At 72.6% G+C, this 20,424-nt stretch carries 22 protein-coding genes, 2 tRNA genes and 1 pseudogene; 20 read left to right on the forward strand and 5 right to left on the reverse strand.

Annotated elements, in window-relative coordinates; all coding sequences use genetic code 11:
* Positions 1 to 152: 152 nt before the first annotated feature.
* From H4J02_RS02805 to H4J02_RS02830, 6 genes and pseudogenes are all read left to right on the forward strand, one after another.
* Positions 153 to 650, forward strand: coding sequence for an HNH endonuclease (locus H4J02_RS02805; protein WP_187675607.1), 498 nt, complete (start codon positions 153 to 155; stop codon positions 648 to 650).
* 245 nt (positions 651 to 895) lie between these two features.
* Entirely contained in the window at positions 896 to 2,041 is a 1,146-nt protein-coding gene (locus tag H4J02_RS02810; RefSeq protein ID WP_187675608.1) for a CHAP domain-containing protein, read from the forward strand.
* Between the two features lie 67 nt (positions 2,042 to 2,108).
* Positions 2,109 to 2,180 (forward strand) — tRNA-Arg (locus tag H4J02_RS02815).
* 446 nt (positions 2,181 to 2,626) lie between these two features.
* Positions 2,627 to 2,821, forward strand: a pseudogene (locus H4J02_RS02820) (transcriptional regulator); the annotation flags it as partial.
* Positions 2,822 to 2,893: 72 nt separating this feature from the next.
* A complete protein-coding gene (locus H4J02_RS02825) occupies positions 2,894 to 3,295 on the forward strand; it encodes a hypothetical protein (protein WP_187675609.1) in 402 nt (133 codons plus the stop codon).
* 57 nt (positions 3,296 to 3,352) lie between these two features.
* Entirely contained in the window at positions 3,353 to 3,703 is a 351-nt protein-coding gene (locus tag H4J02_RS02830; protein WP_187675610.1) for a DUF488 domain-containing protein, read from the forward strand.
* Between the two features lies 1 nt (position 3,704).
* Here H4J02_RS02830 and H4J02_RS02835 read toward each other — a convergent pair whose 3' ends face one another.
* Positions 3,705 to 4,859 carry an SLC13 family permease gene (locus tag H4J02_RS02835; protein WP_187675611.1) on the reverse strand — a complete coding sequence of 385 codons (1,155 nt, stop codon included), beginning with the start codon at positions 4,857 to 4,859 and terminating at the stop codon, positions 3,705 to 3,707.
* 100 nt (positions 4,860 to 4,959) lie between these two features.
* Here H4J02_RS02835 and H4J02_RS02840 point away from each other — a divergent pair, with 100 nt between their 5' ends.
* On the forward strand, positions 4,960 to 5,430 hold the full coding sequence (locus H4J02_RS02840) for a GNAT family N-acetyltransferase (RefSeq protein ID WP_187675612.1): 471 nt from the start codon (positions 4,960 to 4,962) through the stop codon (positions 5,428 to 5,430).
* Between the two features lie 15 nt (positions 5,431 to 5,445).
* Here the strand turns inward: H4J02_RS02840 and H4J02_RS02845 are convergent, their stop codons facing one another.
* Positions 5,446 to 6,069, reverse strand: coding sequence for a bifunctional 2-polyprenyl-6-hydroxyphenol methylase/3-demethylubiquinol 3-O-methyltransferase UbiG (locus H4J02_RS02845; protein WP_262406189.1), 624 nt, complete (start codon positions 6,067 to 6,069; stop codon positions 5,446 to 5,448).
* 181 nt (positions 6,070 to 6,250) lie between these two features.
* Between H4J02_RS02845 and H4J02_RS13970 the strand changes: the two genes are divergently transcribed.
* Positions 6,251 to 10,129, forward strand: coding sequence for an AAA family ATPase (locus tag H4J02_RS13970; RefSeq protein ID WP_397420147.1), 3,879 nt, complete (start codon positions 6,251 to 6,253; stop codon positions 10,127 to 10,129).
* A gap of 583 nt (positions 10,130 to 10,712) precedes the next feature.
* On the opposite strand, the gene mscL is transcribed toward H4J02_RS13970, so the two are convergent.
* Entirely contained in the window at positions 10,713 to 11,132 is a 420-nt protein-coding gene (gene mscL, locus H4J02_RS02855) for a large conductance mechanosensitive channel protein MscL (protein WP_187675614.1), read from the reverse strand.
* A 49-nt stretch (positions 11,133 to 11,181) separates the two neighbouring features.
* On the reverse strand, positions 11,182 to 11,769 hold the full coding sequence (locus H4J02_RS02860; RefSeq protein ID WP_187675615.1) for a 5-formyltetrahydrofolate cyclo-ligase: 588 nt from the start codon (positions 11,767 to 11,769) through the stop codon (positions 11,182 to 11,184).
* 60 nt (positions 11,770 to 11,829) lie between these two features.
* Here H4J02_RS02860 and galU point away from each other — a divergent pair, with 60 nt between their 5' ends.
* The 12 genes from galU to H4J02_RS02920 all read left to right on the forward strand — a co-directional run bounded on the left by galU (position 11,830) and on the right by H4J02_RS02920 (position 19,593).
* Positions 11,830 to 12,759, forward strand: coding sequence for a UTP--glucose-1-phosphate uridylyltransferase GalU (gene galU / locus H4J02_RS02865; RefSeq protein ID WP_187675616.1), 930 nt, complete (start codon positions 11,830 to 11,832; stop codon positions 12,757 to 12,759).
* A gap of 47 nt (positions 12,760 to 12,806) precedes the next feature.
* The gene (locus H4J02_RS02870) at positions 12,807 to 13,451 is read left to right on the forward strand and encodes a GNAT family N-acetyltransferase (protein ID WP_187675617.1); all 645 of its coding nucleotides are present in this window, start codon (positions 12,807 to 12,809) and stop codon (positions 13,449 to 13,451) included.
* 50 nt (positions 13,452 to 13,501) lie between these two features.
* Positions 13,502 to 14,527 carry a hypothetical protein gene (locus H4J02_RS02875; protein ID WP_187675618.1) on the forward strand — a complete coding sequence of 342 codons (1,026 nt, stop codon included), beginning with the start codon at positions 13,502 to 13,504 and terminating at the stop codon, positions 14,525 to 14,527.
* Positions 14,528 to 14,589: 62 nt separating this feature from the next.
* A tRNA-Ala gene (locus tag H4J02_RS02880) sits at positions 14,590 to 14,662 on the forward strand.
* A gap of 165 nt (positions 14,663 to 14,827) precedes the next feature.
* Positions 14,828 to 15,718, forward strand: a complete 891-nt coding sequence (locus tag H4J02_RS02885) for an ABC transporter ATP-binding protein (protein ID WP_222942204.1) — start codon at positions 14,828 to 14,830, stop codon at positions 15,716 to 15,718.
* Positions 15,715 to 16,566 carry an ABC transporter permease gene (locus H4J02_RS13975; protein WP_187675619.1) on the forward strand — a complete coding sequence of 284 codons (852 nt, stop codon included), beginning with the start codon at positions 15,715 to 15,717 and terminating at the stop codon, positions 16,564 to 16,566. The genes H4J02_RS02885 and H4J02_RS13975 overlap by 4 nt, the downstream gene beginning before the upstream one ends.
* Positions 16,559 to 16,801: a helix-turn-helix transcriptional regulator gene (locus H4J02_RS13980; protein ID WP_187675620.1), complete on the forward strand. Its 243-nt coding sequence runs from the start codon at positions 16,559 to 16,561 to the stop codon at positions 16,799 to 16,801. Before H4J02_RS13975 ends, H4J02_RS13980 begins: the two co-directional genes overlap by 8 nt.
* A gap of 290 nt (positions 16,802 to 17,091) precedes the next feature.
* Positions 17,092 to 17,235 carry a hypothetical protein gene (locus H4J02_RS02900; protein WP_187675621.1) on the forward strand — a complete coding sequence of 48 codons (144 nt, stop codon included), beginning with the start codon at positions 17,092 to 17,094 and terminating at the stop codon, positions 17,233 to 17,235.
* Positions 17,236 to 17,261: 26 nt separating this feature from the next.
* Positions 17,262 to 17,669 (forward strand): nitroreductase/quinone reductase family protein, encoded by a 408-nt coding sequence (locus H4J02_RS02905; RefSeq protein ID WP_187675622.1) that lies wholly within the window; start codon positions 17,262 to 17,264, stop codon positions 17,667 to 17,669.
* Positions 17,666 to 18,103, forward strand: coding sequence for a MarR family winged helix-turn-helix transcriptional regulator (locus tag H4J02_RS02910; RefSeq protein WP_187675623.1), 438 nt, complete (start codon positions 17,666 to 17,668; stop codon positions 18,101 to 18,103). The genes H4J02_RS02905 and H4J02_RS02910 overlap by 4 nt, the downstream gene beginning before the upstream one ends.
* Before the next feature lie 23 nt (positions 18,104 to 18,126).
* Positions 18,127 to 18,591, forward strand: a complete 465-nt coding sequence (locus H4J02_RS02915; RefSeq protein WP_187675624.1) for a DUF3817 domain-containing protein — start codon at positions 18,127 to 18,129, stop codon at positions 18,589 to 18,591.
* A gap of 60 nt (positions 18,592 to 18,651) precedes the next feature.
* Positions 18,652 to 19,593 (forward strand): metal ABC transporter solute-binding protein, Zn/Mn family, encoded by a 942-nt coding sequence (locus H4J02_RS02920; RefSeq protein ID WP_187675625.1) that lies wholly within the window; start codon positions 18,652 to 18,654, stop codon positions 19,591 to 19,593.
* Between the two features lie 98 nt (positions 19,594 to 19,691).
* Here the strand turns inward: H4J02_RS02920 and H4J02_RS02925 are convergent, their stop codons facing one another.
* Positions 19,692 to 20,405, reverse strand: a complete 714-nt coding sequence (locus H4J02_RS02925; protein ID WP_187675626.1) for a hypothetical protein — start codon at positions 20,403 to 20,405, stop codon at positions 19,692 to 19,694.
* Positions 20,406 to 20,424 lie beyond the last annotated feature (19 nt).

Raw genomic sequence — 20,424 nt, forward strand, 5'->3', positions numbered from 1 at the left:
AGCAGCCGGCCCGACGTGCACTGTCACGTCGCGGTCGTGTGAGGCGCTGTCGTTCGCGACGGCGCCTTTTCTGTTCTCATCTCCGGTACGCGGTCTCCTCCGGGAAGGTCGACGGCCTGCACGCCATGCAGGCCCACTCGAGAGGAGACCCGTTGCGAACACTGGTACTCAACGCCGGCTACGAGCCGCTCGCCGTGGTGTCGTTCAAGCGAGCCCTCGTGCTCGTGCTGTCGGGGAAGGCGGTCGTCGTCGCGAGCGACGACGAGCACCCCGTGCACGGGATCGCGGGGGAGTGGGATCGCCCGTCGGTGATCCTGCTGCGGCGCTACGTGCGGATCCCGACCGGGCGCGCGGTGCCCGTGTCGAGGCGCGGCGTGCTGCGGCGCGACGACCAGCGGTGCGCCTACTGCGGCGTGCACGCGTCGACGATCGACCACGTCATCCCGCGCTCGCGCGGCGGGGCCGACAGCTGGGAGAACCTCGTGGCGTGCTGCCTGCGGTGCAACAACATCAAAGGCGACCGCACGCCGCAGGAGATGGGGTGGTCGCTGCGCTTCGCGCCCCGGCCCCCGCACGGCACGGCGTGGCTCGTACGCGGGACGGATCGCGCGCAGCCCGAGTGGCGCGAGTTCCTGGCCCCGGCGGCGTAGCGTTTTCGCCCGTTCGCGACGGGATCCGTCGCCGTTTCCGCCCGAAGCTGAGAAAAGCCTGGTGGTCAAGGCTGTCTGCCCCGATATACGGGCCGTTATCGAGACGTGACAATTCCGGGCATGGCGGGTAACGTCGAACGGGTCGCTTCAACCCGGAGAGCAACTTCTACGTGACTGAGAACGAGACCCGCGCGGTACTGGGACTTCCCCAGACGGCCGCGACGACCCCCTCGGAGACGCACCCGTTGACCCAGCAGGCTGCCTCCGACGCGGTCTCGAACCCTCCTGTCGCCGAGGCTCTCCCCTCGCGCCGCTCGCTCCGCGGCACGGTGCCGCCCGTCACCGCCGCGGTCGACCGTCCCGCCGTGACGACTCCGCCGGTGCCCGGATCCCGCCGCGCCGCGCGCGAGGCGCTCGCGAGCGCGCAGCCGCTCGTCGCATCCGTGCCGGCCGTGCCCGTGACGCCCGTGCCCGTGGCGCCCGCCGCCGCATCCGCCGTCTCCGTGCCGAGCGTGGCCGCGCCGTTCGGCACCTTCGAGCTCACCCCCGCGCCTGCGCCCGTCGAGGCCGAGGCGGCGCCCGCCGCGGCGACCTCCGGCACCCGCGCCCGCCGCGCATCCGCCGCCCAGACGGCCCCCGCGCCGCGCGCCGTCACGACCGGCCCCGTGCGCCGCAAGGGCACCGTGCGCAAGCGTGTGAGCGCCGCGGGCACGATGGTGCTCGTCGGCGGCCTGTTCGTCTCCCTCACGCTCCCCGCCTACGGTTCGGCCGACTACACGGGCGAGCTCGCCGAGGCCGCGGCCGAGGCCGACGGTCAGACGCTCGCCCTCAAGGCCGACATCAGCGCGACGGAGGCCGCACCGGCCGACACGCGCGACGGCTACGACACGGTGAGCGCGTCGGACCTCAAGCGCCTCTACCGCGACGCCCTCCGTCAGGAGCGCATCGCCGTCTACCTCGCCTCGGGCGCGCAGGCGCTCGGCGACGACTACCCGTGGGCCACCGAGCTCGGCATGAGCCAGGGCGGCGGCCTCTCGCCGCTGCGCTACTTCGTGCGCCAGTGCGTCGACTTCGTGGCGTGGCGCCTCAACCGCGACGCCGGCAGCTACGGCGTTCCGTTCAAGTACGACTGGTCGTCGCTCACGCCCGGCGGCGGCAACGCGTCGTCGTGGAAGCGCCAGTGGGAGAACCACGGATGGGCCACGAGCACGACGCCCTCGCCCGGCTGGGTCGCCTGGTTCCCCGGTGCCAACCACGTCGCCTACGTCAACAGCGTGCTCGGCGACGGCTCGGTGCTCATCGAGGAGTACAACTGGGGCGGCGCCGACGTCTACAACCAGCGCATCATCGACGCGGGCTCCGCGATCTACCTCTCGCCGCCGCCGCGCTGATCCGCGGTCGCCTCCCGTCCGCCGGCAGGCGTGACCCCCGCATCCGCTCGATAGACTCGGGCGGTCAGCCTCTGTAGCTCAATGGAAGAGCAGTTCCGTCCTAAGGAAAGGGTTGGGGGTTCGAGTCCCTCCAGGGGCACGACGCGAGGAGCGCGCGCACGAGCTCGCGTCCGAGGCCGCGAGAGGTGCCCGTCACGAACCAGGTGGCGGGGCGGTCGGTGGGGTAGGTCATGGTCGTGTCCTTCCGAGATGTTCGATCTGGTCGTCCCAGCGTGCGACCGCGCGGCGGCCCGTGGAGCGGCCTAACCGGCCCTCCTCCGCCTAGGACGCGGAGGGCCAGGCGGGGCACCCGCATCCGGGTCGACATTGGCTGCATGATCGGCCGGAACCAGGAGCTCGCGGACTTCCTCCGTCGCGCCCGCGCGAGCGTCGACCCCGACCGCAGCGGTCTGCCGAGCCCGGGATCGTCGACGCGATCGCCCGCGCTCTCGACCTCGACGAGGCCGGTCGCGAGCACCTGCACCACCTCCCGAGTTCGCGGCGTGGTGGCGGGAGCACCGCGTCTACCGCCGCACCCATGGCGACAAGCGGTTCCGGCATCCGGTGGTCGGCGAGCTCACCCTGCAGTACGAGTCGCTCACGATGCCGGGCGACGACGACCAGACGCTCTTCCTCTACACGGCCGGACCCGGAAGCGCCCACGCCGAGACCCTCGGGCTGCTCGCGAGCTGGGCGCTCGACGAACCCGCCCGCCGCGCCGCCCGCATGCCGCGAGGCTGAGCCGGGGGCGGCATCCGGATGTCCCCAGGACGAGCGGCATGACGGCGCTCGCCGGACGGCTATCTTGGTGCCATGGCATCGAGGGCGGACAAGAAGCGCGCGCGCGACCTCGTCGACACCCTCGTGTGGGACCTGCCCGAGATGAACCCCCGCGTCGGCACGCTGCCGCCGAACCCGGGCGGCCTCGAGCACGCCGCCGAGATCGACGTGCTGCCGGGCATCAAGGCGCTGTGCTTCCCCGACGGCGACGCGTGGCGCGGGCTGCTCGTGCAGTACGACGCCGCGACCGGAGCGGTGACGGGCACGATGGAGCACCAGATCCGCGCGCACTCCGACGAGGACGCCCCGCGCTGGGCGCAGCTCGTCATCTACGACATCCTCGCGAGCGCCGTGAAGAGCGCCCCGAGCGAGGCGGCCGCGGCGATCCCCCGCGAGCGTCTCGCCAAGGTGTCGCAGCTGCTCGAGCGCCTCTGACGGTCGACTCGCCCGAGCCGGTTGACCCGCGCTCTGCGGCGGGCCAGGCTCGGGGGCATGGGCGAGATCGTCGTCAAGCGCGTCTACGAGCCCGCGGATGCCGCTGACGGCTTCCGCGCGCTCGTAGACCGGCTCTGGCCCCGCGGGGTCTCGAAGGAACGCGCCGAGCTCGACGCGTGGTGGAAGGACCTCGCGCCGTCGAACGAGTTACGCACGGCGTGGCACGCCGACCCCGACCGCTTCGAGGAGTTCGCGGCGGCCTACCGCGCCGAGCTCGACGGGCGCGACCTCGCGGAGGCGCTCGGCGCCATCCGCTCCCACCCTCGTGTGACGCTGCTCTTCGGAGCCCACGACACCGAGCGCAACCACGCCATCGTGCTGCGCGACCACCTGCTGCCGCGGGTCTGACTCACACCGTGAGCGACAGCGCGAGCGTCGCGGCCGCAACCGTGAGCGGCGCCGCGACGACGCCGAGCAGCATGTAGCGGCGCCACGGCAACTCGACCCCGAGCGCGCGCAGCCGGTCGTGCCAGAGCAGCACGGCGAGCGACGCCCACGGGGTCACGAGCGGGCCCGCGTTCACACCGATGAGCAGCGCCGCGATGCGCGCGGGGGAGTCGGCGAGGGGCTCGAGCGCGAGGTAGGCCGGGAGGTTGTCGATCGCGTTCGCGCCGAGCATTCCGGCGCCCGCCAGGCGCAGCAGCGCGAGCGGGTCGTCTCCCGAGCCCGTGAGCTCGGCGAGCACGGATGCGAGCCCGAGCGCGTGCGCCGCCTCGACCACGAGGAACAGGCCGCCCGCGAACAGCAGCAGCTCCCACGGCACGAGGCCGAGCCGCACGGCCACGCGGTCGCGCACCGCGAACGCGACGACGAGCACGAGGGCCGCGACGGAAGCCGGGATCCACACCGGCATCCCGCTCACGAGGAACGGGATGAGCACGGCGACGACGGCAGCCGACACCCAGAACAGCACGGGGTCGTGCGGATCGTCCGCGGCGACGGGCTGGTAGCGCGTGCCGATCGAGCGGCGGAACACGATCGCGATGACGACACACGGGACGAGCACAGCGACGAGCGCGGGCGCCCACACGAGCGCCGCGAAGCGCGCCGGGTCGGAGAAGCCGAGCGCGTGCTCCGCGAGCAGGTTCGTGAGATTCGACACCGGCAGCAGGAGCGAGCCCGTATTCGCGAGCCACACCGTCGTGAGCGCGAACGGCAGCGGCGGGTAGCCGTGGTGGCGCGCGAGCAGCACGACGACGGACGTCAGCAGCACGGCCGTCGTGTCGAGCGAGAGGAACACCGTCGACGCGACGGCGAGCAGCACGACGAGCGCCCACAGCACCCAGCCGTGCCCGCGTCCGAGCCGCGCGAGACGCTCGGCGACGGCCGCGAAGACGCCCGCGCGATCGGCGAGCTCGGCCACGACCGTCACGGCGACCGCGAACAGCAGCACGGGCCAGACGCGCTCGACGACACCCACCGCATCCGCCGCCGGGAGCAGCCCCGTGACGACGGCGGCGCCCCCGACGAGCAGGAGGCCGCAGCCGACGAACGCGAGACGCACCGCATGAGATTACGGCCTCGCGGATGCCGCGCATGACACGCGTCGGAAAGCGCCGATCCGACACGCGCACGTAACGTGCGCGCGCCATCATGGGAGCACGATGACCGCACCCGCGATCGCCCTCGGCGACCTGACCGACCCGCGCGTGCTGCGCCTGCTCGAGGACCACCTCGCCGACATGCACGCGACCTCGCCGCCCGAGAGCGTGCACGCCCTCGACGTGACCGGGCTGCAGCATCCCGCAGTCACGTTCTGGGCGCTCAGCGACGGCGACGACGTGCTCGGCTGCGTCGCCCTCAAGGAGCTCGCGCCCGACCACGGCGAGCTCAAGTCGATGCGCACGGATGCGGCGGCGCGCGGGCGCGGGCTCGGTCGCCTCCTGCTCGCGCACGTGCTCGATGAGGCACGCGCCCGCGGGTACACGCGCCTCAGTCTCGAGACGGGCACCGAGGACTTCTTCCGTCCCGCCCGGGCGCTCTACGCGAGCGCAGGCTTCACCGAGACGGGTCCCTTCGCCGACTACGTGCTCGATCCGAACTCGGTGTACATGACGCTCGAGCTCGGCGGCTGAGCTCGACAGACCCGATCAGCGCGGGGGCTTCGTCCACAGCACGGTGTAGCGCCAGAAGAGGTGCGCACGGAAGACGGCCCCCGGCAGCAGCTCGTCCACGATCCGTCGCATCGCGCGGTAGCTCTCCGGGGGCGGCCAGACGGTCGGCGCCGCATGCTCCCAGTGACGCCGCCTCGTGAGCAGCTGGTACGGCCGGTTCGCGAGGGCCCCGGCGAGGCTGCGCGCGGCATCCGCCGGCGACGCGACCGCCGCGAGACCCACGATGCCGAGCAGCCCCCCGGGCGCGAGCAGCTCGCGCATCCGGATGAGGCCGGCGCGCGCGTCGAGATGGTGCAGGGTGGCGACGGATGCGACCACGTCGAACGACGCGGGCTCGAACGGATGCGTCATCACGTCGTCGCGGACCAGCTCGACGCGTGCGGCGTCGATTCCCGCGAGCTCGTCGCGGGCTCGGGCCAGCGAGGGGCCGTCGAGGTCGATGCCGACCACACGGGCCACGCGTGCGGCGAGCTCACGCACGAGCAGCCCGTCTCCGCATCCGACGTCGAGCGCGCTGCGGGCAGAGGCGGGCAGGGCGTCGAGGATCACGCCCTGGTAATGCAGGTTGTGGTTCCACCGGGGGTCGCTCGCCGAATCCACCCCCTCAGCCAACCACCAGTGTGCCGCCCGCGTCGTCATCCGCGCGAACGACGCCGCCGAGCGGCCGGGGCGGCGGCTGCCGGATCGACGCGTTTCGCTCCCGGGATAGCGGGCGCAGTCGACCTATCGTGGCCGTGTGTGGCCTGCCAACCGTCGGGATGACGACTCCGGGGAGATTCCTGTGACCCCTCACGCATCCGTGCAGCCGGTGACGGCTCCGTTGCTCGCGCCCGCCCCCGCTCCGCGGGCCGTCGCCGACCCCGCGCGCGACGCGTGGCGCGACGAGCTGACTCGCCTCGGCGGTGTCTCGCCGCTGCTCCACTTCGTCGACTCGCCGACGACCCGCATCGAGCTCTCCACGACCCACCCGGGCGGCCTCGCGCGCTTCATCACGGGCAAGCCCACCCTGCTGTCGCAGCTCATCCGCGACGACCTCGCCCTGCGCGCCGCCCGCATCGCGGCCGAGCGCATCACGGCGAAGGGGCTCGAGCTCTCCACGACGCGCGGTCTCGACAGCGTGCACCTCGGCATCGGCATCGTGCGCTGGACCCACGAGCGTGTCGACCACTGCGCGCCCCTCCTGCTGCGCCCCCTCGCCATCCGCCGCCACGGCCGCGACTACGAGCTCAAGCTGCGCGGCGCCGCGGTGCTCAACCCGGCGCTCGCGCGGACGCTCGAGAAGCAGTACGGGATCTCGCTCGACGCCGCGACGTTCGTGGCGCTCTCCGACGACGACGGCACCTTCAAGCCCAACGCCGTCATCGACCAGCTGCGCCGCCTCACGGGCCACCTCGGCGAGATCATGGTGCAGCCGCGCCTCGTCGTCTCGTCGTTCGAGGAGGTCGCGCAGGCGCTCGTCGCCGACGCGAAGAACCTCGAGCACCCCGTGCTCGACGCCGTCGGGGGCGACGCGACCGCCAAGTGGGCGCTCGAGGAGGCCTACCAGGCCGTCGAGCAGGCGGATGCCGACCGCCGCGACCCGTCCGTCGACACCCTCCTGCTCGACGCGGACGCCGAGCAGGAGCACATCGTGGCGCAGATCGCCGCAGGCAACTCGCTCGTCGTGCGCACGATGCCCGGCACCGGCGCGACGCAGACGATCGTCAACGCGCTCGGCCTGCTCGTGAGCCAGAACAAGCGCGTGCTCGTCGTGAGCCCCCGCCGTGCGAGCCTCCGCGGCATCGCGCAGCGGCTCGCGGATGTGGGCCTCGCCGGCCTCGCCGTGACCCCCTCGACCCTGCGCCGCGACGTCGTGCGCGGCATCGCCCGCAACGAGAAGGCGACACAGCCGCAACTCGCCGAGGTCGACGAGGCGCTCGTGCGCCTGCGCAGCGTGCTCGTCGACTACCGCGAGGCGCTCTCCCGCACCGACGGCACACTGTGGGTGTCGGTCTTCGACTGCGTGGCCGAGCTCTCCCGCCTCGCGCTGCTGCCGCATCCGCCCACCACGACCGCGCGGCTCTCGCCCCGCGCCGTGCGCGCCCTCGCGGGCGACCGGGCGAGCGTCGCGAACACGATGGTCGAGGCCGCGCGCCTCGGCGAGTTCCGCTACGGCCCTGGCGACTCGCCCTGGTACGGCGCCCAGTTCGCGACGGGCGAGGACGCCGCGCGCGCGCACGGCATCGCCAAGCGCCTCAACGCCGAGACGCTGCCGCGCCTGCTCGTGAAGGCCAACGAGGTCATCGGCAAGACGCGGATGCGTCCGTTCACGACCGTCGCCGAGCTCGGCATCTACCTGCGCCTGCTCTCCGACCTGCGCGACACCCTCGACAAGTTCGAGCCGGCCGTCTTCGACCGCTCGCTCGCCGAGCTCATCGTCGCGACCGCGCCGCGCCGCGAGGCCCCCGAGATGTCGGGCGCCAACCGCCGCCGTCTCAAGAAGCTCGCGAAGGAGTACGTGCGCCCCGGCATGCACGTCGGCGACCTGCACGAGGCGCTCAGCAGCATCCAGCAGCAGCGCATCCTGTGGCAGCGCTACGTCGCCGCGGGCGTCACGCCCGAGGTGCCGACGGGCATCTCCGACGTGCAGGTCGCGTGGCAGCAGGTCACGGCCGACCTCTCCGAGCTCGACGGTCCGCTCGGCCGCACCGCGCCGGGGTCGCAGCTCTCCGAGCTGCCGCTGCACCAGCTGTCCGACCTGCTCGAGGCGCTCGCGGCCGAGTCCGACGTGCTCAACAACCTGCAGGAGCGCAGCGCGCTCATGCAGAAGCTGCGCGACCTCGAGCTCGACGACTTCATCGCCGACCTCGCCGCGCGCCACGTGCCCGAGGAGCAGGTTCCCGCCGAGCTCGAGCTCGCCTGGTGGCGCTCCGCGCTCGACAGCCTGCTCGTCGACGACCGCGCCCTGCTGGGCGCGAAGACGGATGTGCTGCAGCGTCTCGAGGCCGACTTCCGCCTCGTCGACGAGGCGCACCAGCAGGGCAACGCGGGGTCGCTCGCGTGGCAGCTCGCCGAGAGCTGGCGCATCGGCATCATCGACTGGCCCGACGAGGCCGCCGCGCTCAAGCAGCTCATCACCGCGAACGGGCTGACGTCCGAATCGCTGCAGCGCCTCGCGCCGCACCTGTCGCGCACCGTCGCGCCCGTGTGGCTCGTCTCGCCGTACGAGGTCGACCAGGTGAGCGACACGATGCCCGTCGACGTCGTCGTGCTCGTCGACGCGGGCGCCACGACGATCGCCGAGAACGTCGGCGCCATCCGCCGTGCCCGCCAGGTGATCGCGTTCGGCGACCCCGTCACCCAGACCCCGGCCACCTTCCGCATCGGTCTCGACGAGGGCGAGGAGTCGCCCGTCGCGGTCGCGTACCCGTCGCGCATCGGGATGCCGGTGCGGGTGACGAAGGCGGAGGAGGCGCAGGACGTCGACGAGGTCGATGGTGAGGCCGGGGCTGATTTCGACACGTCGCCTGCGGCGACTACTCGATCAGCGGGCGATGCCGACGAGACCGAGACCGACGACGTCGTGGAGGAGGCGGAGGAGGCGGTCGCCGAGACCGACCTGCACGGGCGCTCCGCGTTCGCGCAGCTCGCATCCGTGCTCCCGACCATGAGCCTCACCCGCAGCTACCGCGCAGGCGGCGAGGACCTCGCAGAGCTCGTCAACCGCCGCTTCTACGGCGGACGCATCGACGCGCTGCCTTGGGCCGGCTCGTTCCTCGGCCACGGCAGCCTCTCGCTCGACTACATCGAGAACGGCACGGGCCTGCCCGACCCCGACACGGGAGCCGTCGAGTCGGTCGACGCCGAGGTCGCGCGCGTCGTCGAACTCGTCATCGACCACGCCGAGACCCGGCCGCGCGAGTCGCTCATGGTCGTCACGGCATCCGACAAGCACGCCGTGCGCGTCATGGATGCCGTGCTCGCCGCCATGAGCGCGCACCCCGCGCTGAGCGAGTTCCTGCTCGGCGAGCGTTCCGAGCCGTTCGCCGTGCTTCCCGTCGAGCGCGCCGTCGCGCAGAGCCGCGACCGCGTCGTGTTCTCGCTCGGCTACGGGCGCACCCCGCACGGACGCGTGCTGAGCGACTTCGGGGCCCTCGGGCGACCCGGGGGAGAGCGCCTGCTCGCCGTCGCCATGACCCGCGCCCGCCGCTCGCTCGTCATCGTCACGTGCGTGCAGCCCGACGACCTCGACGAGACCCGCATGAAGCACGGCGCCGTCGCGCTCGCCGAGCTGCTCGGCGAGATCGCGTCGCGCCGCGCCGAGCCGCCGCTGCCCGACGACTCCGACCCCATGCTCGTCGACCTGTCGCGCCGGCTCGAGACCCGCGGCCTGCGCGTCGCACTCGGCCACCGCGGCAAGCTCGGCCTCGTCGCCGCCAACGGCGGCATGTGCGTCGTGGTCGACACCGACTCCGTGTTCACCGGACGCAGCCTCCGCGAGGCGCTGCGCCTGCGCCCCGAGGTGCTGCGTCGCCTCGGCTGGCACTACGCGCGTGTGCACGCCTTCGAGCTGTTCACCGACCCGGATGCCGTGGCCGACCGCATCGCGCGCATGGTCGGACTCGCGGGCGGCCCCGTCACCGAGGAGATCCCCGTCGTTGCCGGACACACCGCGCCCTGACGAGCAGCAGCCCGACGAGCAGCCGCCCGACGAGCCGCGAACGCGGCGGAGACGACGTGTGACCACGCCGCCCCCGCCCGGGAGCGACCCGCATCCGCTGCCCGAGCCGCCGCGTCACTCGCCCACGGAGAACGACGAGCGGATGCGCCGCGACAAGCCCCCGCATTGGGGCTGAACGGCCCGCCACCTGACGGCGGCGGGCTGCGCTGTCGGGCGCCGCGACAATCCGCGGCGCTGCGCGGCGAATCCCGCGACCCGCTGTTGATACGCGGTGCGAGGGTTTCGATACGCGTCGTGCGCTTCGCGCGCGGCGCTACTCAACCAACGGAATGGGGCGGCGGACGCGGGACGCGCGGCGCGAGTTCACCGCTGGTTGAGTGCCGCGCGCCGCGCCCGGAGGGCGCGACGCACGGCGTATCGAAACCCGAGGGACGTATGACCCGCGCGGGCTGTACTGCCCGCTGATCGCTCCCGCGTGTCATCTGCTCGTCGGGTCTCGATACGCGCGTGGTCGCGCTCCGCGCGGCCGCGCGCACTCGACCAGCGGTAGAGCGGCGGCGCGTGCAGGAGCCAGCGGGACGGCTCAGACCCGCTTCTGCTCCGCCAGCAGGTCGCGGATCTCCGCGAGCAGCTGGGTCTCGGTCGGCCCGGCCTCCTCTTCGGCGATGCCCTTCTTCGCGGCCTGCCGCTCGCGCAGCTTGTTGACGGGCAGCACGAGCACGAAGTAGACGACGGCCGCGATGATGAGGAAGTTGATGACGGCCCCGATGACGGCGCCGAAGTACATCGTCGCCTCGCCGCCCTCGGTGGTCGGGATGGTTACGGGGAGCGCCTTGTCGAGCGAGTCGGCGCGGAAGAGCGCGCCGATCGCCGGGTTGATCACGGCGTTCACGATCTGGTTGACGATCGCGGTGAAGGCGGCGCCGATGACGACCGCGACTGCGAGGTCGATCACATTGCCGCGGAGGATGAAGTCCCTGAAGCCCTTCACGGTAGCTCCCATTCTGTTCCGGGGGATCGGCGGGTGCGCCGCTCTCCAGGCTACGGGCCGCTCAGCGCTTTGCGAAGGTGAGGATGCCGCTCGGCGTCACGACGCCGTCGACGGGCATGTCGTGGCGCTCCACCGGCACCTCGTCGACGAGCTCGTCGTCGTAGATGACGGCGTACACGGGAGGGCAGCCCTCCATCGAGCCGAGCGTCTTGTCGAAGTAGCCGCGCCCCCATCCGAGCCGCATGCCGTCGCGTGCGACGCCCGCGGCGGGCACGAGGATGAGGTCGACCCCGTTGATCGCGATCGGCCCGAGCAGCTCGCTCGACGGCGTCGGCATCCCGAGCATGTCCTGCTCCTCGTCGGCGCCGTCGTAGGGCGCCCAGTCGAGCAGGCCGTCCTCGCGCGAGACCGGCAGGAGGATCCGGATGCCGCGCTCGTCCGCCCAGCGCAGGAAGCCGCGGGTCTCGGGCTCGTCGGGCGTCGACAGGTACGCGGCGATGAAGCCCACGTCGAGGTCGGACGCGAGCTGCACGAGGTGGCGGGTCAGCGCCTCGGTCGCGCGCTCGCGCTCGGTGGCGGTGCGGATGCGGCGGCGCTCGCGGAGCTCCGCGCGCATCGCGCGCTTCCTGTTCTCCGCTTCGTCGGGCACGTGACCGATTGTAAGAGCCTTGACATTTCGCCGACACACCCCGCTGATAGCCTGGCCCGCATGCCTACCAAGATCACCAAGGCGGTCATCCCTGTCGCGGGACTCGGCACGCGCTTCCTCCCGGCGACCAAGGCGATGCCGAAGGAGATGCTCCCCGTCGTCGACAAGCCCGCGATCCAGTACGTGGTCGAGGAGGCGGTCGAGGCGGGGCTGCACGACGTGCTGATGGTCACCGGCCGCAACAAGACCGCGCTCGAGAACCACTTCGACCGCGCCGGCGAGCTCGAGGCCGTGCTCGTGAGCAAGGGCGACGACGAGAAGCTCGAGAAGGTCAACTACTCGACGGGCCTCGCCGACGTGCACTACGTGCGCCAGGGCGACCCGAAGGGCCTCGGCCACGCGGTGCTGCGCGCGAAGATGCACGTCGGGCACGAGCCCTTCGCGGTGCTGCTCGGCGACGACATCATCGACAACCGCGACCCGCTGCTCTCGCGCATGCTCGAGGTGCAGGAGGCGCTCAACACGACCGTCGTCGCGCTGCTCGAGGTCGACCCCTCGCAGACCCACCTCTACGGCATCGCGACCGTCGAGCCGACCGACGAGGAGGACGTCGTGCGCATCACGGGCCTCGTCGAGAAGCCTCCGGCCGGTGAGGCGCCCAGCAACCTCGCCATCATCGGCCGCTACGTGCTGCGTCCGGAGATCTTCGAGGTGCTGGAGCGCACGCAGCCGGGCAAGGGCGGCGAGATCCAGCTCACCGACGCGCTCGAGGAGATCGCGACCGGTCCGACGTGGACGGGCGGCGTGCACGGTGTCGTGTTCCGCGGCCGCCGCTACGACACGGGTGACCGTCTCGACTACCTCAAGGCGATCGTGCAGCTCGCGAGCGACCGCGACGACCTCGGCCCCGACTTCCGTGGGTGGCTCCAGGGGTTCGCGCAGGGCCTCGGCGGCCAGGCGGATGACGACCAGGGTGGCGAAGACGGCTGACGCGCCTGCGCGCGGTGTCCCCGCGCGGCAAGTAGTCTGACGCCGAGATGGCCACACCGACCCTGAGCGACGGGCGCGTCACGATCCGCCCGATCCGCATCCGCGACGCACGCCCGCTCGAGAACGAGCTCCTGGGCAACCGGGCGTGGCTGCGGCAGTGGGAGGCCACCAATCCCCACGGGCCAGCGGGCTTCGACGTGAAGGCGTCGATCCGCTCGCTCCAGGCGCACGCGCGCTCGGGCGGCGGGTTGCCGTTCGTCGTCGAGCACGACGGCGAGTTCGCGGGCCAGCTCAACGTCTCGGGGATCGTCTACGGCTCGCTGTCGTCGGCGACGATCGGCTACTGGGTCGCGGAGCGCTTCGCGGGTCGCGGCGTCACGCCGACGGCCGTCGCCCTCGCGACCGACCACTGCTTCTTCGGCCTCGGCCTGCACCGCATGGAGATCTGCATCCGGCCCGAGAACGCCCCGAGCCTGCGGGTCGTGCAGAAGCTCGGCTTCCGCTACGAGGGGCTGCGGCGGCGGTACATCCACATCAACGGCGACTGGCGCGACCACTTCTGCTTCGGGCTCGTCGTCGAGGAGGTTCCGACGGGCGTGCTTCGGCGCTGGAAGGACGGCCGCGCGCCCGAGTCGGCGGCGCGGATCCCGGATGCCGACCTGCAGGCGGCGACGCGCCCGCTGCGGTTCTAGCCGCGCGCGCCTAACCGGCCCCGCCCGCATCCGCTCCTACCCTGGGCGACATGGATCTTTCGGGCGCGGGAACGGCGATCATGCTCGCGCTCGCGGCCGTGCTCTGGTTCCTGTACCTGCTGCCGAACTGGATGCGTCGCCGTGAGTTCCTCGCGACGGAGCGCAACGCGACCCGCCTGCAGCGCGCGATCCGCGTCATGGCCGAGACCGCGGAGGCGCCCGTCGAGCTGCGCGTCGAGGCGACCGCTCGCGACGTGGCCCGCACGGAGCGCCTGCTCGAGCAGGAGCGCCGCCGCGCCGAGGCGCTCGAGCGCGCCGAGGTGCACGCCGCCGAGCTGCGCGCCCGCGCCGCCGAGGCGCAGGCCGCCGAGCTCGAGCGCGTGGCCCGTGCCGCCGCCCGCAGCCACGGCCCCGTCCCGATACCCGCTGCGGCCCTCGCACCCTCGGCGACCACGCTCGCCTTCGCCCGCCTCCGTCGCGCGCGCCGCGTCGCGGGGCTGCTGCTGCTCGCGGCGGTCGTCGTGGGCGCGGTGCAGCTCCTACTCATGGCGTCGACCGGTGTCGCACTCGGCGCCTGGTTCGTGCTCGGCGGATGTGTCGTGGCCGTCGCGACGTCGGTGCGGATGCAGGGGCGCATCGCCGCGCGCGCCCGCGCGCTCGCGACCGAGGTGACGGCCGTCGCCCCCGCGCGCCGCACCCGATCGACGCTCATCGACGCGGAGCTCCCGCAGGAACGCGTGTCGCGCGAGTGGACGCCCGTGCCGATCCCGAAGCCCCTCTACATCGAGCGCGGCGAGGCGCCTCGCGTGCCCGTCACGCCGCCTGTCAACGCCGAGGAGCTGCTGCGCGCGGCCCACGAGGAGGCACAGCGCGCGCTCGCCGCCGCCCACGCGGAGCCCGAGGTCGTGCCCTTCCGCCGCCGCGACGAGGCCGCATCCGCTGTTCCGGCCGAGAGCGCCCCCGCGGCGCCCGAGCGCCCGGCGGCGAGCCGCTTCGCCTCGATGGGCGTTCTGGGCGACGTCGACTCGGCGATGCCCGACCTCGACGAGGTTCTTCGGCGCCGCCGTTCGGGCTGAGCCGGCGCCGCGGCCGTGGTCAAGGACCCCTCCGCCGAGGTGATATCGTGTTCAGGCAGTCCGGGCCCATGGCGCAGTTGGTAGCGCGTCTCGTTCGCAATGAGAAGGTCGGGGGTTCGAATCCCCCTGGGTCCACAACCTGGCTCCCGGAGCCGCACACGACAGAGACCGCCCCTCGGGGCGGTCTTCTTCGTCCTACGGCTCGCGTACGTCGCCCAGCGCCTCGAGGTGTTGTGCTGCCGCGTCGCGATGTAGTACAACTACTACATTCGGTAGTGGACGGATGACGGGAGGGGCGGAATGGGCCACGATGCGGTCATCGAGGTCGACGGCCTCGCGATGAGCTACGGCTCTACGACGGTGCTGCGCGGCGTCGACTTCCGGGTCGGTCGGGGCGAGGTCGTCGCGCTACTCGGCCCGAACGGCGCCGGCAAGTCGACCACGATCGAGATCCTCGAGGGCTTCCGCGCCCCGTCCGGCGGCCGTGTGCGGGTGCTCGGCGAGGATCCCCTCCGCGCGGAGGAGGACTGGCGCTCGCGCATCGGCGTCGTGCTGCAGTCCTGGCGCGACCACGGCCGCTGGCGCGTGCGCGAACTGCTCGACCTGTTCGCCCGGTTCTACCTGCCGTACGGGCGACGCACCTTCGACGTGGACGAGCTGCTCGAGATGGTCGGCCTCACGGCGCAGGCCGGCGCCCGCATCCGCACCCTCTCGGGTGGGCAGCGGCGACGCCTCGACGTCGCGATCGGCATCGTCGGGAGACCCGAGATGCTGTTCCTCGACGAGCCCACGGCGGGATTCGACCCCGTGGTGCGCCGCGAGTTCCACGAGCTCGTGCACAAGCTCACCGACCTCGAGGGCACGACCGTGCTGCTCACCACCCACGACCTGAGCGAGGCCGAGCGGCTCGCCGACCGCGTCCTCATCCTCGACGGCGGCGTCATCGCGGCCGACGACAGCCCCGACGAGCTCGCCCGCCGCGTCGCCCGCACGAGCGAGGTGCGGTGGCTGCAGGAGGGCGTGCGGCACGTGCACGCGACGGAGGACGCCACCGCGTTCGTGCGCGACCTGCTCGTCACGCACACCGACGGCATCGCCGAGCTCGAAGTGACCCGCGCCGACCTCGAGGACACCTACCTCGCGATGGTCCACGCGAGCGGCGCGACGCGAGAGGAAGGAGAGCCGCGATGAGCCCCACCGCATCCGCCATCCTGCGCACCGGCGTGCGCCGAGGCGTCGTCGAGTTCCGCAACATGCTGCAGACCCCGAGCGAGGTGATCTACTACGTCGTCGGGATCATCGGCCTCGTCATCGCCCTCGTCGTCCTGCGCGAGACGACGCTCGACGACTCCGGGTTCCCCCTCGTCCGCTTCCTGCTCCCCGGCCTCATCGCGATGCAGGTGCTCATCGCCGCGTGCTTCGGTCCGGCCACCGTGCTCGCGACCGAGCGCGAGGACGGCACGCTGCTCCGCCACAAGTCGCTTCCGCACGGGATGCGGGGCTACCTCACCGGGCTCACCGTCCGGGCGGCGCTCGAGACCGTGATCGCCCTCGCGATCGTGCTCGTTCCGGCGACGTTCCTCGTCGACGGCCTGTGGGAGCGCGGCCCGATCGTGCTGCTCGGAGTGCCCATCGTGCTGCTCGGGCTGCTCGCCTTCCTCCCGCTCGGCTTCATGGTCGGGTCGGTGTTCCACAACCCTCGCGCCGTCGGCGGCTGGGGCTTCGTGAGCATCATGATCATCGCCATCGGCTCCGGGCTGTTCTTCCCTCTCGCGGCTCTTCCCACGTGGGTGCAGATCATCGTCGTCGCGCTGCCCGTCTACTGGTTCGGCCACGCCCTCCGCAGCGTGATCCTGCCGGCGGATGCGGCGGTGCTCGAGGTGGGCGAGGCGTGGTTCCCGCCCATCTCGCTGGGGGTGCTCGCCGTGTGGGCCGCCGTCGGGCTCGTCCTCGCGCCCGCGATGCTGCGCCGCTCCGCGCGACGCGAGTCGGCATCCGCGATCGAGCGTCGTCGACAGGCGGCACTGCAGCGTGTCTGAGCCGGTCGATTGCGTCTACAACCGCATCGCGACCCTGCGCGCCGATCGCGGTGTGACCCGGCGCGAGCTCGCGGAGGCGCTCGCGGTGCACTACCAGACGGTGGGCTACCTCGAGCGGGGCGAGTACAGCCCGAGCCTGCACCTCGCGCTACAGATCGCGCGCTACTTCGACGTGCCGCTCGAGTTCGTGTTCTCCCTCGACCCCTTCACCCCGCTCGGGTCGGAGGGCCGTTAGGGGCTCCGCTGCGCGCGGGAGCCGGCTTGATCCGGCGGGGCGTCGATCGCTAGCCTCGCGAGCGAGCATCCCGATCGATGTCCTGGGGGACCCGAAGCCGTGCGACCTCGAGCTCGCGCCGCGCTCGCCGCCGCCGCCCTGTGGGCGGTCGTGGGAGCACTCGTCGTCATGCCGTCCGCGGCAGCCGCTGCCGTCGAGCCGGTGGCGGTCGTCTCGGCGGAGGGGCCGGGTGTCGCGTTCGTCGAGCCGGCGGCATACGCCTCCGCCCTCGCGATCATCGACGACACCCCATGGACCACGGCGACGAGGCGTGCGAGCCGGGGTGGCTCTTCATCGTCCTCGCCGTGACGGCGCTCGCGATCATCGTCGTCGTCGTCGCGGTCGTCGCGCGCCCTGACCTCCCGCTCCCAGCCCGCGAGGGCGCATCCGGTTAGGCTGGCGCGAGCGAGAAGGGGGCGGTGTGGCGGACTTCAACGAGCGCATCATCGAGGAGTTCCGGGCGAACGACGGGACCGTGACGGTCGCCGGCTTCGGGCGCAGCCTCGTGCTGCTGCACCACCGTGGGGCGAGGTCGGGCGTCGAGCGCGTGACGCCCGTCATGGGCCTCCCGTCGGAGCACGGATGGCTCATCGCCGCGTCGAAGGGCGGCGCCCCCGAGAACCCCGCGTGGTTCCACAACCTGCTCGCGCATCCCGACACCGTCATCGAGACGCCCGACGACGGAGAGGTCGCCGTGCACGCGGAGCGGCTCGAGGGCGACACGCGTGACGCGGCCTGGGCGCGGTTCGTCGAGGCGAGCCCCGGCTTCGCCGAGTACGAGCGACGCACCGAGCGCACCATCCCCGTCGTGGAGCTGCGGCGCCGATGAGCGGACGCTCCGCCCGTCCGCCGTTCAGCCCGGTCGTGTCGCTGCTGACGGTCTCGGCCGTATGGGAGGCGCGCCTCGATCAGGAGCTGCGGGAGCTCGGGCTCACGACCCGCAAGTACGGGCTGCTCGGCCACATCCGCTCGACGCCCGGCATCTCGTTCTCGGAGCTCGCGCGCCGCTCGCGCATCACGGTGCAGTCGGCGCACACGGCCGTGAGGTCGCTCGTCGACGCGGGCCTCGTCGCGGACGCCACGGCGCACGCGGGGGCGGCGTCGGTGCTGCGCGTGACCGACGACGGCGTGCGCGTGCTCGACGCGGCCGAGCAGCGCCTCGCGGCGCTCGACGCGGAGCTCACGGCGGGCGCGGCGGGGCTGAGCGAGGCGCTCGAGGGCATGCACGACGACCCGTTCACGGGCGGCGCCCGGCAGAGGTGACGACCTTCAACTAGGCTGAAGGCGTGTTCCGTACGCCCCACAGCCTCTTCCGCGTGCTCGCGATCGCCGAGGTGTTCTCCTGGACGCTCCTCATCGTGGGCCTCATCCTGCGCGCGACCGCCGACCTCGCGATCGCGACGACGATCGGCGGCACGATCCACGGCTTCGTGTTCCTCTCCTACGGCGCGACCGCGGTGCTCGTCGCGCTCAACAACCGCTGGCGCCCCGTGCCGACCGTGGTCGCCATCGCGAGCGCGATCGTGCCCTACGCGACCGTGCCGGCCGAGCTGTGGCTCGCGCGCACGGGTCGCCTCGCGGGGGAGTGGCGCACGGAGCCCGTCGTCGAGCCGGCCGATCGTCGCTGGTACGACGCGCCCCTGCGCTGGTTCCTGCTGCGGCCGTGGCTGCTCGCGCTCCTCGTCGTGCTCGCGGTCGTCGTGCTCTTCGTCGTGCTGCTCATCGTCGGGCCGCCGGGCGGGCGGCACTGAGCGGTCGCCCGACGGCACCTGCTTTTGACAATCATTATCAATAAGCCTTAGGGTCGGAGCATGCTCCGCTCCGCCCGCGCCGCCCTGCCCGCCGTGCTCATGGCATCCGCGCTCACGCTCGCCGGATGCGCCCCTGACGCGGTTGGAACCGGCGACGGCGACGACCCCATCCGCATCGTCGCCTCCACGAACGTCTACGGCGACGTCGCAGCGACGATCGCGGGCGACGCGGCCGAGGTGACGTCGATCATCCACGACGCCGCACAGGACCCGCACGACTACGAGGCGACGCCGCGCGATGCGCTCGCCCTCAGCGAGGCGGACCTCGTGATCGTCAACGGCGGGGGATACGACGCCTTCATGGGCACCCTGCTCGACGCGCACGGCGGCGACCCCGTCGTGCTCGACGCGGTCGAGCTCGCCGACCTCGACGTCGAGGCGGGGCACGACCACGGCCACGATCACGACGACCACGATCACGCCGTCAACGAGCACGTCTGGTACGACCTGCACGTCGTCGAGCTGCTCGCCGAGGAGCTCGCCGAGCACCTCGCAGCTCTCGACCCCGCGAACGCCGAGACCTTCGCGGCGAACGCCGCCGACTTCGTCGACGGTGTCGGCGCGCTCGAGGCCACGGCATCCGCGATCGCGGAGGCGCACAGCGGCGCACGCGTCGCGATCACCGAGCCCGTGCCGCTCTACCTGCTCGAGGCGGCCGGGCTCGAGAACGCGACGCCGCCCGCGTTCAGCGAGGCGATCGAGGAGGGCACGGATGCGCCCGCGCTCGTGCTCCGCGACGTCGAGGCGCTCGTGAGCGACGGCTCCGTCGCGTTCCTCGCCTACAACGCGCAGACCGTGGGCCCGCAGACGGAGGCCGTGCTCGCGGCCGCGACGGGTGCGGGCACGCCGGTCGTGTCGTTCAGCGAGCTGCTGCCCGAGGGCGACGACTACCTCGGCTGGATGGCGGCGAACCTCGCCGCGATCGAGGCCGCTCTCACCTGACCCGAGTCATCCATCGCTGAGTGGTCGGTTTCTCGCCTCAAACGGCGCGGATAGGGCCAGAAACCGACCGGTCAGCGAAGGATGCGGCGAGCCGCTCGTCAGCGGCCCCAGGCCGAGCGCGGGGCCGGGATGACGGGCACCGGGTTGTAGTGCCAGTGCGAGCCGTTCGCGTAGTGGCCCGACGCCCACGGCGACGCCCAGATGGCGCGCTCGATCGCGGCCGTGTCGGTGCCCGCCATGAAGGCCTCGCGGATGCCGGCGTAGCCCCGGTTGCGCAGGAGCGCGTCGGCGGCGTTGCGGGCCGCGGCGACGAGGTCGACGTTGCTGCCCGTGCCGCCCGGACCGTAGCTCGCACCCCACCCGTTGTTGAGCGGGTTGTTGCGCGTCCACCAGGAGTCGACGTAGTTCTCCTGACGCATCCAGCGTGTGATGACCGTGACGTTGACGTCGTTGACGGGGAAGCCCGCGTAGAGCAGCACGAGCTTCGCCCAGTCGTGGTTCGTGCCGCCCGCGATGAACGTCTCCTCGCCGTCGGTCGCGTCGTACTCGTCGCGCTCGACGGCGCCCGTCGCCTCGAGGTGCTGCTTCGCCGCCACGGTCGAGACGTCGACGTCCTGCGCGTGCTCGGCGGCGTAGGCGGCGATCGACGCGGCCTCGCTCTGCGGCGCGGGAGGCGCGAGCGAGAAGGTCGCGATGAAGCCGAAGCTCACGAGGATGGCCGCTCCGACGAGCGCGCCGCGCGTTCGGCTGCTCGCGCGGGAGGCGTCGAGCCTCTCGCGGAGCATGCGGTGAACCGGGGTGGTCTTCGTCATAGGCGATCCGGCGCCGACC

It is taken from the genome of Protaetiibacter sp. SSC-01, assembly GCF_014483895.1.
Taxonomy (GTDB): Bacteria; Actinomycetota; Actinomycetes; order Actinomycetales; family Microbacteriaceae; genus Homoserinibacter.